General features: G+C 48.4%; 11 protein-coding genes, 2 tRNA genes and 2 rRNA genes. 12 read left to right on the forward strand and 3 right to left on the reverse strand.

The genetic code is table 11. The features are described from left to right. Positions 1-38: 38 nt before the first annotated feature. The 4 genes from PT300_05940 (at position 39) to rrf (ending at position 3,624) form a co-directional block, all read left to right on the forward strand. Positions 39-115 (forward strand) — tRNA-Ile (locus tag PT300_05940). Positions 116-178: 63 nt separating this feature from the next. Then, positions 179-254: transfer RNA gene (locus PT300_05945), tRNA-Ala, on the forward strand. 154 nt (positions 255-408) lie between these two features. Beyond that, positions 409-3,409, forward strand: a 23S ribosomal RNA gene (locus PT300_05950). Between the two features lie 99 nt (positions 3,410-3,508). Next, positions 3,509-3,624: ribosomal RNA gene (rrf, locus tag PT300_05955) — 5S ribosomal RNA — on the forward strand. Between the two features lie 410 nt (positions 3,625-4,034). On the opposite strand, the gene pssA is transcribed toward rrf, so the two are convergent. Next, entirely contained in the window at positions 4,035-5,390 is a 1,356-nt protein-coding gene (gene pssA / locus PT300_05960) for a CDP-diacylglycerol--serine O-phosphatidyltransferase (GenBank protein ID MDF7680173.1), read from the reverse strand. 258 nt (positions 5,391-5,648) lie between these two features. Between pssA and PT300_05965 the strand changes: the two genes are divergently transcribed. Beyond that, positions 5,649-6,701 carry a tRNA/rRNA methyltransferase gene (locus PT300_05965; protein ID MDF7680174.1) on the forward strand — a complete coding sequence of 351 codons (1,053 nt, stop codon included), beginning with the start codon at positions 5,649-5,651 and terminating at the stop codon, positions 6,699-6,701. A gap of 52 nt (positions 6,702-6,753) precedes the next feature. Here PT300_05965 and ung read toward each other — a convergent pair whose 3' ends face one another. Continuing rightward, positions 6,754-7,437, reverse strand: coding sequence for a uracil-DNA glycosylase (ung, locus tag PT300_05970; GenBank protein ID MDF7680175.1), 684 nt, complete (start codon positions 7,435-7,437; stop codon positions 6,754-6,756). Between the two features lie 298 nt (positions 7,438-7,735). On the opposite strand from ung, the gene grcA reads away from it, so the two are divergent. Next, on the forward strand, positions 7,736-8,119 hold the full coding sequence (grcA, locus tag PT300_05975; GenBank protein ID MDF7680176.1) for an autonomous glycyl radical cofactor GrcA: 384 nt from the start codon (positions 7,736-7,738) through the stop codon (positions 8,117-8,119). Between the two features lie 46 nt (positions 8,120-8,165). Here grcA and srmB read toward each other — a convergent pair whose 3' ends face one another. After that, entirely contained in the window at positions 8,166-9,494 is a 1,329-nt protein-coding gene (srmB, locus tag PT300_05980; protein ID MDF7680177.1) for an ATP-dependent RNA helicase SrmB, read from the reverse strand. 126 nt (positions 9,495-9,620) lie between these two features. On the opposite strand from srmB, the gene PT300_05985 reads away from it, so the two are divergent. The 6 genes from PT300_05985 (at position 9,621) to lepA (ending at position 15,291) form a co-directional block, all read left to right on the forward strand. Beyond that, entirely contained in the window at positions 9,621-10,340 is a 720-nt protein-coding gene (locus tag PT300_05985; protein MDF7680178.1) for a tRNA1(Val) (adenine(37)-N6)-methyltransferase, read from the forward strand. Positions 10,341-10,667: 327 nt separating this feature from the next. Further along, a complete protein-coding gene (gene rpoE / locus PT300_05990; GenBank protein MDF7680179.1) occupies positions 10,668-11,243 on the forward strand; it encodes an RNA polymerase sigma factor RpoE in 576 nt (191 codons plus the stop codon). A 30-nt stretch (positions 11,244-11,273) separates the two neighbouring features. Next, a complete protein-coding gene (rseA, locus tag PT300_05995; GenBank protein ID MDF7680180.1) occupies positions 11,274-11,915 on the forward strand; it encodes an anti-sigma-E factor RseA in 642 nt (213 codons plus the stop codon). Continuing rightward, positions 11,915-12,874, forward strand: a complete 960-nt coding sequence (gene rseB / locus PT300_06000; GenBank protein ID MDF7680181.1) for a sigma-E factor regulatory protein RseB — start codon at positions 11,915-11,917, stop codon at positions 12,872-12,874. The genes rseA and rseB overlap by 1 nt, the downstream gene beginning before the upstream one ends. After that, complete coding sequence (locus PT300_06005; protein MDF7680182.1) at positions 12,871-13,341, forward strand: SoxR reducing system RseC family protein; 471 nt, start codon at positions 12,871-12,873, stop codon at positions 13,339-13,341. Before rseB ends, PT300_06005 begins: the two co-directional genes overlap by 4 nt. A gap of 150 nt (positions 13,342-13,491) precedes the next feature. Then, on the forward strand, positions 13,492-15,291 hold the full coding sequence (lepA, locus tag PT300_06010; protein MDF7680183.1) for a translation elongation factor 4: 1,800 nt from the start codon (positions 13,492-13,494) through the stop codon (positions 15,289-15,291). Positions 15,292-15,299 lie beyond the last annotated feature (8 nt).

The raw sequence follows: 15,299 nt of genomic DNA on the forward strand, positions 1-15,299 counted from the left end.
AGATTGTCTGATGAAAGATGAGCAAAAGGGATCTCAGCAGGCTTGTAGCTCAGGTGGTCAGAGCGCACCCCTGATAAGGGTGAGGTCGGTGGTTCAAGTCCACTCAGGCCTACCAGATTTTGCGCATGCAGTGTTGCTGCGGCGGAAATCAGGAAAAGGGATCACCTTATCGCTGTATGGGGCTATAGCTCAGCTGGGAGAGCGCCTGCTTTGCACGCAGGAGGTCTGCGGTTCGATCCCGCATAGCTCCACCATATAAAAAATGTCAGAGTACGCTGAGACAGCGTGCTGTGAGATTTTGCTCTTTAACAAACTGGATCAAGCTGAAAATTGAAAAGAGGACACACGAAGAAGTGTGTCCGGGTCTCTCAAAGCGAAGCGACCGGAAGAGACATCTTCGGGTTGTGAGGTTAAGTGACTAAGCGTACACGGTGGATGCCCTGGCAGTCAGAGGCGATGAAGGACGTGCAAATCTGCGAAAAGCGCCGGCGAGGTGATATGGGCCTGTGACCCGGCGATGTCCGAATGGGGAAACCCGGTGTGAGTAATCACATCATCGTTAACTGAATTCATAGGTTAACGAGGCGAACCGGGGGAACTGAAACATCTCAGTACCCCGAGGAAAAGAAATCAACCGAGATTCCCCGAGTAGCGGCGAGCGAAAGGGGAGGAGCCCGGAGTCATAATCAGCATGGGTGTTAGTGGAACGGTCTGGAAAGTCCGGCAAAAGAGGGTGACAGCCCCGTACACGAAAGCGCGCATGCTGTGGACTCGAAGAGTAAGGCGGGACACGAGAAATCCTGTCTGAAGAAGGGGGGACCATCCTCCAAGGCTAAATACTCCTGACTGACCGATAGTGAACCAGTACCGTGAGGGAAAGGCGAAAAGAACCCCGGCGAGGGGAGTGAAAGAGAACCTGAAACCGTGTACGTACAAGCAGTGGAAGCCCCACCACTAAGCCAGTGGTGAGATTCCACGAGGCATCCTTTGCTGTAAGGCAGGGCAGGCGGAGCGTGAGCGACGCCCAGCCGCCAAAAGAAGCAGAGGGGGCTTAGTGGTGGGGTGACTGCGTACCTTTTGTATAATGGGTCAGCGACTTGTATTCTGTAGCGAGGTTAACCGAATAGGGGAGCCGCAGGGAAACCGAGTCTTAACTGGGCGACTAGTTGCAGGGTACAGACCCGAAACCCGGTGATCTAGCCATGGGCAGGTTGAAGGTTGGGTAACACTAACTGGAGGACCGAACCGACTGATGTTGAAAAATCAGCGGATGACCTGTGGCTGGGGGTGAAAGGCCAATCAAACCGGGAGATAGCTGGTTCTCCCCGAAAGCTATTTAGGTAGCGCCTCGTGGGTTCATCTCCGGGGGTAGAGCACTGTTTCGGCAAGGGGGTCATCCCGACTTACCAACCCGATGCAAACTGCGAATACCGGAGAATGATACCACGGGAGACACACGGCGGGTGCTAACGTTCGTCGTGGAGAGGGAAACAACCCAGACCGCCAGCTAAGGTCCCGAAGTCATGGTTAAGTGGGAAACGAAGTGGGAAGGCTTAGACAGCCAGGATGTTGGCTTAGAAGCAGCCATCATTAAAAGAAAGCGTAATAGCTCACTGGTCGAGTCGGCCTGCGCGGAAGATGTAACGGGGCTAAACCATGCACCGAAGCTGCGGCAGCGGCGCAAGCTGCTGGGTAGGGGAGCGTTCTGTAAGCTGAAGAAGGTGTGCTGAGAGGCATGCTGGAGGTATCAGAAGTGCGAATGCTGACATAAGTAACGATAATGCGGGTGAAAAACCCGCACGCCGGAAGACCAAGGGTTCCTGTCCAACGTTAATCGGGGCAGGGTGAGTCGACCCCTAAGGTGAGGCCGAAAGGCGTAGCTGATGGGAAACGGGTTAATATTCCCGTACTTTATGTTACTGCGAAGGGGGGACGGAGAAGGCTATGTTATCCGGGTGACGGAAGTCCCGGTTTAAGCGTGCAGGTGGGTGTTTCAGGCAAATCCGGAACACTATAACACTGAGGCGTGATGACGAGGCACTGAGGTGCCGAAGTAACAGAAGCCCTGCTTCCAGGAAAAGCCTCTAAGCGACAGGTAACATGAAATCGTACCCGAAACCGACACAGGTGGTCAGGTAGAGCATACCAAGGCGCTTGAGAGAACCCGGGTGAAGGAACTAGGCAAAATGGTGCCGTAACTTCGGGAGAAGGCACGCTGACGCAAGGTGAAGCGCTTAACGCGTGGAGCTGAGGTCAGTCGCAGAGACCAGCTGGCTGCAACTGTTTATTAAAAACACAGCACTGTGCAAACACGCAAGTGGAAGTATACGGTGTGACGCCTGCCCGGTGCCGGAAGGTTAAATGATGCTGTAATCTGAAAGGAGAAGCAGCTGACTGAAGCCCCGGTAAACGGCGGCCGTAACTATAACGGTCCTAAGGTAGCGAAATTCCTTGTCGGGTAAGTTCCGACCTGCACGAATGGCGTAATGATGGCCAGGCTGTCTCCACCCGGGACTCAGTGAAATTGAACTCGCTGTGAAGATGCAGTGTACCCGCGGCAAGACGGAAAGACCCCGTGAACCTTTACTACAGCTTGACACTGAACCTTGAGCCTTGATGTGCAGGATAGGCGGGAGGCGAAGAAGTGTGGACGCCAGTCTGCATGGAGCCGCTGTTGAAATACCGCCCTTTAATGTTTGATGTTCTAACGCGCCCCTGAGCGGGGTTGCGGACAGTGTCTGGCGGGTAGTTTGACTGGGGCGGTCTCCTCCCAAAGAGTAACGGAGGAGCACGAAGGTCAGCTAATCCTGGTCGGACATCAGGAGGATAGTGCAATGGCAGAAGCTGGCCTGACTGCGAGCGTGACGGTGCGAGCAGGTGCGAAAGCAGGTCATAGTGATCCGGTGGTTCTGAATGGAAGGCCATCGCTCAACGGATAAAAGGTACTCCGGGGATAACAGGCTGATACCGCCCAAGAGTTCATATCGACGGCGGTGTTTGGCACCTCGATGTCGGCTCATCACATCCTGGGGCTGAAGCGGTCCCAAGGGTATGGCTGTTCGCCATTTAAAGTGGTACGCGAGCTGGGTTTAGAACGTCGTGAGACAGTTCTTATCCCTATCTGCCGTGGGCGCTGGATAACTGAGGGGGGCTGCTCCCAGTACGAGAGGACCGGAGTGGACGCATCACTGGTGTACGGGTTGTCATGCCAATGGCACAGCCCGGTAGCTAAATGCGGAAGAGATAAGTGCTGAAAGCATCTAAGCCCGAAACTTGCCCTGAGATGAGTTATCCCTGATATGAAAGTATCCTGAAGGGACGTTGAAGACGACGACGTTGATAGGTCAGGTGTGTAAGCGTGGTGACACGTTGAGCTGACTGATACTAATGACCCGTGAGGCTTAACCTTACAACGCCGAAGGTGTTTTATCGGAAGCGTGGAGCGGAGAGAGAGAAAGATTTTCAGCGAGGTCCGGAAGAAGAGCGAGGAAGGATTAGAAAGAATCAGCCTGGCGGTGACAGCGCGGTGGTCCCACCTGACCCCATGCCGAACTCAGAAGTGAAACGCCGAAGCGCCGATGGTAGTGTGGGGACTCCCCATGCGAGAGCAGGGAGCTGCCAGGCTTTAAAACAGCGGAAAGGACCCGGTCGGAAGACCGGGTCCTTTTTGTATGTGTCTTACAGGGGATTATGAGGATTTATTCCCTGCCAGCCAGTGCTGAATAAACGCGGCAATCTGTGGAATATCATTTAAATCTAAATGGGAAAGTGGTGTTGTAAGGGGAACATCACAGGCTGGCCCTGGGCAGTGCTCGAAATCATCACGTACTACCTGTACGCTGCGGTTTCTCCGCGCTATCCGTACTGGTTGCGCCAATAACCAAGTGGGCCAGACTCTTAGTCTGACTACCGTATCATATAATTTCTACGTTAAAGTACATAAAACAGGTATTACACAAGAAAGTATATCGAGCGGACCAGAAGCTCATTATGCAAGTGATGCCATAGATTAGCCCTCATCATGAGGGCTATATTCATAAAATACGGCTAATTAGCCTGTCAATACGGATACGTCTCAGACGGCGAATGAGCTTACGTACTTTTACTGGATAGTCAGCAATATTCTGCAGATCATTATAGTGTTTGATCTGAGTCGTATGATGACGAATCAGCTGCAATTCTTTTTCGCGCATGGCTTTAAGCTGATGCTGTGGATCATGAATAAGAATGGCATTTTCCAGATCCAGACGCCATGCACGTGGATTGAGATTATTACCGGTTAATAATAACCACTCATCATCGACCCACATTCCTTTAAGATGATAGCTATTATCACCATCCTTCCAGAGACGTACAATCAACTGTTCAGAGTCAATATAATACTGTAATCGACTAAGAAAGCGTCGTAGATTTATCTCATACAGATAAGGAATAGCACCAATAACTTTAAATGGTTGATTTTCTGGAATATAGAAATCATTCGCTGTTTTATCGCCAACAATAATTTCTACCTGTTTTCCATTACGCAATAGTTGAATAATATTGCGTACCAGCAACACTGGCAGATTAAAATAAGGTGTACAGATAGTCAGTTTATGTTCTGTACAAGGCATAAGACAGAGGATTGTTTTGTTCAGTGGGCTCGATTTGCCAAGGCCGACTAATGGTGTCACTGATAACTGACTATCATCAGCATCACCGGTAAAATGATAACCGCTTTCACGAAGATCTTGTCGGTACTGGCGGATATCATTTTTGATTTCCGGACTTTTGGGGCGTTCAGTGCTATCAAGTCGATTAACGCCTCGTCCTTTGACTAAATTGCTTTCGACCCAATCGAAGACCACATCAGCCATTTTACGGTTACGGATGCATTGATAACGATCGTAGCGATATTTATCATGTTGATGTAAGTAAACATCATTGAGGCTTGCACCGCTATAGAGGATACAATCATCAATGATAAATCCTTTAAAATGTAAAACACCAAGTGCTTCCCGCGTATTCACCGGTACGCCATAGATTGGGATATGGATACCAGGATTTTCCTGAGCGACGTGATAATACCAGTCTGCATTCGTATTAGCGGCTGCCTCACCAATACGGCCACGCTGCGCGCGATGCCAGTCGACCAGAATGCTAACCTCTAACGCCGGATTCTGACGTTTAGCATCATAAAGCGCCTGTAAAATGCCTTTACCGCCATCATCTTGCTCAAGATAAAGCGCAACAATACAGATACGCTGGTTAGCATGGGCGATCCTGGTCAGTAATGCTTGTCGAAAATCGACAGGAGTATAATAAAACTCGATATCATCGACTGACTGAGCAATCTTAGGGAGTCTGGCAAGGTGTTGTTGATGTTTATTACGCTTAAGTTTTGACAACATCACAGTGCATTTCTTCTCTGTTATTGGATGGTTTTTGTATCATATAGCTGATATAAACGCGAGATGATAGCATTATTATTTGCAAATGTGGTTAATAATTATGGTTGCTGCGAAAGCATTGTGCAGGTAAAAGGATATACCTGTTATCTGAAAGTGGGTATTTTATCCGACAAACAGGCCCGATCTTATCTAATCATGGCGAAGTCGTGGTACATCGGGTAATCTGCGCGCCTTGTGCAGCGCAGGTGGAGAAAGTTAATGAGTGATGAACTGAAAAATAAAAACGGCAAAGTCAAAGTGATGTATGTTCGCAGCGACGATGATTCTGACAGACGTACCCGTAATCCGCGTACCGGAAAAGGAGGAGGCTCAGGGAGGGCGCAGGCCAGTCATCGTAACCGTTTTGCCCGTGGTGACGAGCAGGGTCGCAATCGGGAAGATCGTAAACAGAATAATTCTGAACATGATGTTTTTTCTCCGTGGCGCACAGTATCACGTGCTCCTGATGATGAAAGCGAACAGAAATCCGATCATGGCGGCATTAGTGGCAAAAGCTTTATTGATCCTGAGGTGTTACGTCGTCAGCGAGCAGAAGAGACACGAGTTTACGGTGAAAATGCTTGCCAGGCACTATTTCAGAGCCGCCCGGACGCTATCGTTCGCGCCTGGTTTGAACAAAGTGTGACTCCTCGTTTTAAAGAGGCGCTACGCTGGATGGCGGCAAATCGTAAGGCTTATCATGTTGTGGATGATGCCGAACTGGCAAAAGCTTCCGGAACTGAACATCACGGTGGCGTTTGTTTTCTGATTAAGAAACGTCATGGTACTTCTGTCGCCCAGTGGGTGGCGCAAGCGGGTGAGGAAGATTGTGTTCTGGCGCTGGAAGATATTGGCAATCCGCATAATCTCGGTGCGATCATGCGTAGCTGTGCGCATTTTGGCGTGAAAGGGATTGTGGTACAGGATGCTGGCATACTGGAGTCGGGGGCGGCAATCCGTACAGCGGAAGGTGGAGCAGAATATATCGCGCCGATCACGGGGAATAGCTACCGTGAAACCCTGTCTCAGTTTCGTCAGGCGGGATACACGATTGTCTTTACTTCCCGCCACAAAGGTACTCCGCTATATCAAACTGAATTACCAAAGAAAATGGTTTTAGCGATAATTCAGGAAAATAATCTGTCTGATTTGGCGAGCCCAGAGAAGGATCTGAATGTGGTTATTACCGGTACAGGTAAGGTGGATAGCCTGAATATTTCGGTTTCAGCGGCCGTATTTCTGGCGGAATGGTGGCGACAAAACAAGATATAATTGCCGGATCTGATGCCAGTCTTATGCTGGCATCAGAAAGAGGGGGCAAGAACTAATGAGCGGGTAAGACTGGCATCCAGTCGATCGTCTGCTCTCCATGTCCCGCTAACCACTGATTGGTCTGTTCAAAATGATTACAGCCAAAAAAACCACGGTGCGCAGAAAGCGGTGAAGGATGAGGTGCTTTCAGTACGTAATGTCGCTGGCGATCAATAATGGCTCCCTTTTTCTGCGCATGCGCCCCCCAAAGTAAAAACACCACATTCTGGCGATGCTCGTTGATCAATGAAATGACTTTATCCGTGAATGTTTCCCAGCCGAGACTGGCGTGTGAATGGGCCTGTCCAGCACGTACTGTTAAAACAGTATTGAGTAATAAAACCCCTTGATGTGCCCAGCTTTCGAGGTAACCATGTGTTGGGCTCCTGAAGCCAGCAATCGTTCTCTCCAGTTCTTTATAGATATTTAATAGTGATGGTGGGGGCTGAATACCCGGAAGTACTGAGAAGGCCAGACCGTGGGCCTGTCCGGGGCCGTGATAAGGATCCTGACCGAGAATCACTACTTTTACATCATTCAGTTCGGTATAGCGGAAAGCATTGAAAACATCTTTTTGTGGCGGATAAATGGTGATACCCGATTGTCGTTCCTGAGCGACAGTTTTCAGGGTACTGACAAAATAGGGCTGCAATTTTTCTTCTGCCAGTACATCGTGCCAGGTCAATGATGATGCCATCTCGTTCTCCTGTAATGTGAGAGAGGTATAGAGTACCGATTTCTTTCACCATGACAAAACGGAGTTCATATGATGGCGAAAACAGGATGGAAAAAGCGGGATAGATGGCATGGCGTAATTTGATGTAAATCAATAATACTGATATAGTTTGATTTTGCTATATAGCATTAATTGATTTATATCAATGAATGATGGGTGTCAGACTGTTATATATACATCAAGACAACAATGGTTTTACCAATAGGCCGGAAAAAGGCCAGTGTAAAATACATATCTATCGCCTAAAGGGAGGCATAAAATGATTACTGGTATTCAGGTTACTAAAGCGGCAAACGACGACCTGTTAAACTCTTTCTGGCTACTGGATAGCGAAAAAGGTGAAGCACGTTGCCTGTGTGCAAAAGGTGGTTTTGCTGTTGATGATGTTGTGAATGTGAGTAAGCTCGGTAACATCGAATATCGTGAAATTCCGGTAGATGTAAAACCAGAAGTTCGCGTTGAAGGTGGTCAGCATCTGAATGTGAATGTTCTGCGTCGTGAAACCTTGCTGGATGCTGTTGAGAATCCAGATAAATATCCACAACTGACTATTCGGGTATCAGGTTATGCAGTGCGTTTCAACTCTCTGACACCAGAACAGCAGCGTGATGTTATTGCCCGTACTTTCACTGAAAGTTTATAAATCGGCAATCGGACATCAAAACGCCGGGTTATCCCGGCGTTTTTTATTATTGCTGCTCGGTATTGCCAGTATTAGCACTGGGTTTACGGCGTTTGCCGATGTTTTTGGTATCACGATGACGTTTCTTCACGCGCAATTTTTCTTTATTTTTCTCTTTTTTCTGCTCTGCACGTTTGGCTAAAACTTTACGGGACGGCTTTTTACGCTGATTTTCACCAGGGGCTCGGGTCACAGGTCGGAGTTCCTCGATGGCACGTGATTTTAATGGCTGTTCGATATAGCGACTAATTTTCCCCAGTAACAAATGGTCATGTGCTTCGACCAGCGAAATAGCCGTTCCTTTTTTTCCCGCACGCCCTGTTCGCCCGATACGATGCAGATAAATATCGGCAGTGCGTGGCATATCAAAGTTAAATACATGGCTGATATCAGGAAGATCAATTCCACGGGCGGCAACATCGGTCGCAATGAGTACATTGATACGACCATCAACGATACGCTTGATCGCTTCATTGCGTTTCGCTTGCACCATTTCGCCTTCCAGCCAGCAACTATTGATCCCGGCTTTATTCAACCATGATGCCAGCTCATGAACGCGCTCACGTTTACGTACAAATATCACAGAACGTGTGACTTCCGGCATTTTTAGCAGATGTATCAGAAGGGCTGTTTTATGCTGAATGTCATCTGCGCGATAGTACCACTGATGAATTTTTTTACGTTCACGGGTGGAGGGCGTCGCAGAAACCTCAACCGGCTCCTGTAGCAGACGCTCAGCAAAATCTTTAACCGCATTACCTTCCAGTGTGGCGGAAAAGAGCATCGTTTGTTTACGCCAGCGGGTTTCGCCAGCAATGTGTTCGATGTCCTGAGCGAATCCCATATCCAGCATGCGATCGGCCTCGTCGAGAATCAGGGTTTCCACCGCCCGGCAGTCGAAATTTTCTTCTTTGATGTACTGTAGTAATCGACCTGTTGTGGCGACGACAATATCCTGATTCTCGCTAAATACTTCCGCATGGTTCATATACGCGACGCCACCGGTAATGGTTGCGATGTCCAGATGGGTAGAGCTTGCCAGTTCACGTGCATGAGCGGCGACCTGCATAGCCAGCTCACGAGTCGGTGTCAGGATAAGAATACGCGGAGGTCCGGATTTCTTGCGCGGAAAATCAAGCAGATGTTGCAACGCAGGCAGCAGATACGCTGCGGTTTTACCAGTACCTGTCGGTGCTGAACCGAGGATGTCACGGCCATCAAGCGCAGGTGGGATTGCGGCAGTCTGAATGGCGGTCGGGCGGGTAAAGCCTTTCGTCTCAAGAGCATCCAGCAGCTTTTCGTCGAGTTCAAGTTCACTAAAAGTCGTTACAGTCATGATTTACCTCTGAGTGGGCCGACGATTATAGACATAACAGGCATAATGTTCATCTATTTGTCAGGTTATCTCTTCTCCGGTATTGTGCATAACTTTAAGCGTCTATCCGGTCAGGCTATTAAATCTATGCTGCCGCGTAATGGTTTTACTTTTAAACAGTTCTTTGTCGCGCATAATCGTTGCGCGATGAAAGTGGGGACTGATGGGATTTTGCTGGCTGCCTGGGCACCGATATTTCAGGTACAACACATCCTTGATATTGGAACCGGTAGCGGTTTGCTCGCATTAATGTTGGCTCAACGCACCATTGAGTCAGTCGGTATTGATGCGGTAGAGCTGGATGAGCAAGCCGCCTGCCAGGCGCAGGAAAATATAATGGCATCTCCGTGGTCCACACGTATCAATGTTTATCATGCGGACATTCAACAATGGCAACCCGTAGCAACCCGACGTTATGAGTTGATTGTCAGTAATCCACCGTTCTTTGCCGCAGGGATACCGTGTGCGACATCACAACGTGACCTGGCACGCTATACCACCACACTGAATCACATCACGCTGTTAAATTGCGCGGCGGAATGGATCACTGAAGAGGGTTATTTTTGTGTGGTGCTCCCTGTGGATATTGGCCATGATTTTGCCCGGCACGCGCAAGCGATGGGCTGGCATTTGCGATTACGTACTGAAGTCGCAGAGAATGACCAACGCCCCTCACATCGTGTACTACAGGCGTTTTCTCCGAAAGCCGGTGAATGTTTTCATGATCGCATGGTTATCCGGCGACCAGATAAACAATATTCCGCCGATTTTATTGCGCTGACTGAGCAATTCTATCTCTTTATGTAAAAATGTGCGCCGGGGAATGCTGATTGATGCCGTCCCTGAAGAGAACATGACAAGCTAACCTACCGGTCATCCGCAGCATGATAAAAGGTATGGCAGACCACTGGATTCAGATTTTATAGTGAAATAAAAGTGAGGTTACGTTACCCTTTTGGCAAGTTTCTCGTTTTTTCATCATTCAGTACGCTGATAAGCCGTTCTGATGGGATAAAAATCAAAAGCGTAAATAATTTTGTTATTTTCAGGTGCTCCAGACATCTGCTTGCTCATACTACATGGGACGTGTTTTGCAGATGCACAGGAATTGAGTTTGGGGAGACATGACCTCGGATGAGCGAGCAGTTAACGGATCAGGCCCTCGTTGAGCGGATCCAGAAAGGTGATCAGAAAGCGTTTAATTTGCTGGTGATACGTTATCAACATAAGGTTGCAAATCTGCTTTCCCGCTATGTGCCACCGGGCGACGTTCCTGATGTTGTTCAGGAGTCGTTCGTAAAAGTATGGCGTGCGATAGACTCTTTCCGGGGAGAGAGCGCTTTTTATACCTGGTTGTATCGTATTGCTGTTAACACGGCAAAAAATTACCTCACTGCTCAGGGGCGCCGTCCTCCGGCCTGTGATATTGACGTTAATGAAGCAGAAAATCTCAGCAGTGGTGGTGTATTGAAAGAAATTTCGAACCCTGAGAATTTAATGTTGTCAGAAGAACTGAAAGAAATAGTGTTTCGTACGATTGCCGCACTACCGGAAGATCTTCGCATGGCGATTACGTTACGGGAACTTGATGGTCTGAGCTATGAAGACATAGCGGCTATCATTGATTGTCCGGTTGGAACAGTTCGTTCGCGTATTTTTCGTGCTCGAGAGGCTATTGACAATAAGGTTCAACCGCTAATCAAACGTTGATGATAGCGGAACAGTGAAAAGGTATCAGGCATGCAGAAAGAAAAACTGTCAGCTTTAATGGATGGCGAAATGCTGGATAATGAGTTGCTCAATGAACTGAGCAACTCTTCTGAAATGCAAAGAACCTGGGAGAGCTACCATCTCATCCGGGATTCACTTCGCGGAGAAACAGCGGAGGTCATCCATTTTGACATTTCGGCCCGTGTAATGGCTGCCATTGAAAATGAATCCGTACCGTTTGTTGCTGAATCCCAGCCATCTCCTCATCAGTGGCGTCAAATGCCGTTCTGGCAAAAAGTGCGTCCGTGGATGGATTCACTGCTCCAGGTGGGGGTTGCTGCCTGTGTATCACTGGCTGTTATTGTTGGCGTACAACAGTATTATCACCCGCAAAGTGAATCCTCCACGCCGTCTGAAACGCCTGTTTTTAATACCATGCCGATAATAGGTCAGGCGAGCCCGGTTAGTCTCGGTGTTCCCGCCGATATCGCGACAGGTAATGGTCATCAAGCCAGGATACAGGAGCAGCGCCGTCATATTAATGCCATGTTGCAGGATTATGAATTGCAACGCCGGTTGCATACCGAACAACTTCAGTTTGGTCAATCCAGGACACAACAGGCTGCGATTCAGGTGCCTGGCTATCAGACGTTAGGAACACAATCACACTAATGAAACAGCGTCGGTGGGTCATTCGGTTTTTTATCGCAGGTGTATTGTTCCTTTCTGCCAGCGCCTCAGCCGATCCAGTATCCGGGGCGTTGTTGCAGCAGATGAATCTGGCCAGCCAGACCCTTAATTATGAGCTCTCCTTTGTTAACATTAGTAAACAGGGTGTCCAGTCGTTACGTTACCGCCATGTTCGTCTGAATAATCAGACGATCGCCCAACTGTTACAACTGGATGGCCCTCGCCAGGAGATTATCCAGCGAGGTAATGAAATCAGCTATTTTGAACCCGGCGTCGATCCGTTTACCTTGAACGGTGACCATATCGTCGATTCATTACCGACGCTGGTTTATGCTGACTTTAAACGCTTAGCTGGCTACTATGATTTTATTCCGACTGGGCGCACTCGCATGACTGAACGTTTATGTGACGTGATTCGTATCGTGGCCCGGGATGGCACACGTTATAGTTTTATCGCCTGGCTAGATAGCGAAACTAAACTGCCGATGCGTGTTGATCTGCTTGATAGCGATGGCGAAACGCTGGAGCAATTCAGGGTCGTCACTGTTAACGTGGATAATAAAATAGATAACAGTATGGCATCGCTGGCGAAGAAGGCTTCTCCGCCTCAGTTATCAGTGCCAGAAGACAGTGAAAAAGTGAATTTTAACTGGATGCCTGGCTGGTTGCCTCAGGGGATGACCGAAGTATCAACGACTCAGCGCCGCCTGCCCGCTTTTGATGGCGTGATGGATTCTCGTTTGTATTCTGACGGATTATTTAGTTTCTCAATTAATGTCAATCGGGCGATAACCCAGGGTCATAATCAGATTTTGCGCAATGGACGCCGTACTGTGAGTACGGCAATACGTAATAATCTTGAGATTACGGTTGTGGGTGAATTGCCAGCGCAAACGGCGAAACGTATTTCCGATAGTATCAGATTCAGGAATGTACCGTGATAAGATGCTGGGCGACAGTCGTCTCCTGGGATAATGGCATCGCACAGGTCGATTGTGAGGTTAAAACCGCCTGCGGTGGTTGTGCCTTGCATGCGGGTTGCCATAATCCGGCGCTGAATCAATCTCTTTCGCCCTCTTGTCACAGGATGATGGTTGCCAGTAAACATCCCCTGTCCGTGGGACAAAAAGTTGAGCTAGGGATCGCAGAAAACCATCTTCTCGGCGCTGCGTTATTTGTGTATATCATACCGCTGGCAGGATTATTGGTCGTGGCATCTCTTTTTCAGTTCTTGTTCGCCAGTGATTTTGTCTCATTTTGTGGGGCAGTGGTGGGTAGTGGCGGTGGTTTTGGGCTTGTTCGCTGGCTGGATGGTAAATATCACCTATCCCAGTCATGGCAGCCGGTCATTATAAGTACCGGTTTGCCGCCAGATTTGCTGTGCGTAGAAAAGGTGTTTTCACAATAGCAGCCCTGATCGTCCTTATTTCTTATTTGTCGTTGCCGGGTTGATGTTAAGAGCAGTTCCTGGTTTTAGCGATGTAGTGTAGAATACGGCGCTTTCAACTTCAAAAACGTCAGGCACAAAACAGTCGCCTCATGATCCGCGTAATTAAATATGAAGAATATACGTAACTTTTCAATCATTGCTCATATCGATCACGGTAAATCGACGTTATCTGACCGAATTATTCAGATTTGCGGTGGACTGTCTGAGCGTGAAATGGAAGCTCAGGTACTGGATTCGATGGATCTTGAACGTGAGCGTGGTATCACTATTAAGGCGCAAAGTGTTACCCTGGATTATAAAGCGAATGATGGTGAAATCTATCAACTGAACTTTATTGATACCCCAGGCCACGTCGATTTTTCTTATGAGGTTTCTCGCTCGCTTGCCGCCTGTGAAGGGGCGTTGCTGGTCGTGGATGCCGGGCAAGGCGTTGAAGCACAAACCCTCGCGAACTGTTATACCGCAATAGAGATGGATCTCGAAGTTGTTCCGGTTCTCAATAAGATCGATCTGCCCGCCGCTGATCCGGATCGTGTCGCAGAAGAGATTGAAGATATCGTTGGGATAGATGCCCATGATGCGGTACGTTGCTCGGCAAAAACCGGGGCAGGTGTGCCAGATGTTCTGGAGCGTCTGGTGCGTGATATTCCACCACCAGAAGGCGATGCAGAGGCACCGCTACAGGCGCTGATCATCGACTCCTGGTTTGATAACTATCTGGGTGTCGTTTCACTGGTACGAATTAAAAATGGCACTCTGCGTAAAGGCGATAAAATTAAAGTGATGAGTACCGATCAGGTTTATAACGCTGATCGTCTTGGTATTTTTACGCCTAAGCGGGTTGACCGTAATGAGCTGCGATGCGGTGAGGTCGGCTGGCTGGTATGTGCGATTAAAGATATTCATGGTGCATCGGTGGGCGATACACTAACCACGGCGCGCAACCCGGCTGATAGCGCATTGCCTGGATTTAAAAAGGTCAAACCACAGGTCTATGCTGGCCTGTTTCCGGTCAGTTCTGATGATTACGAAAGTTTCCGTGACGCGCTGGGTAAATTGAGCCTCAATGACGCTTCCTTGTTCTATGAACCAGAAAGTTCCACAGCGCTGGGCTTTGGTTTCCGCTGTGGTTTCCTTGGTTTACTGCATATGGAGATTATCCAGGAACGCCTGGAGCGGGAATATAATCTGGACTTGATCACAACGGCACCGACGGTTGTCTATGAAATTGAAACAACCGCGAAAGAGATCCTCTATGTCGATAGCCCCTCTAAATTACCGCCGCTGAATAATATTCAGGAGTTACGTGAACCTATTGCCGAATGTCATATGCTATTACCCCAGGAGTATCTGGGGAATGTAATGACATTATGTGTTGAGAAACGCGGTGTACAAACCAATATGGTTTATCACGGTAATCAGGTGGCGTTAACTTATGAAATTCCGATGGCCGAAGTAGTGCTCGACTTTTTTGATCGCCTGAAATCGACGTCGCGTGGTTATGCGTCACTGGACTACAACTTTAAACGCTTCCAGGCCTCTGACATGGTCCGTGTGGATGTGTTGATTAATGGTGAACGTGTCGATGCGCTGGCATTAATTACCCATAATGATAATGCCCCCTATCGTGGTCGTGAGCTGGTGGAAAAAATGAAAGACCTGATCCCACGGCAGCAATTTGATATTGCGATCCAGGCCGCTATTGGTAACCATATTATTGCCCGATCTACCGTGAAACAATTGCGTAAAAATGTGCTGGCGAAATGTTATGGTGGTGATGTCAGTCGTAAGAAAAAGTTACTGCAAAAGCAGAAAGAGGGTAAAAAACGAATGAAGCAAGTCGGTAACGTTGAGCTGCCACAGGAAGCGTTCCTGGCTATTTTGCATGTCGGTAAAGACGGAAAATAACCTGAGGA

The sequence above is a fragment of the Enterobacteriaceae bacterium ESL0689 genome (genome assembly GCA_029433525.1).
Taxonomy (GTDB): Bacteria; Pseudomonadota; Gammaproteobacteria; order Enterobacterales; family Enterobacteriaceae; genus JAQTIF01.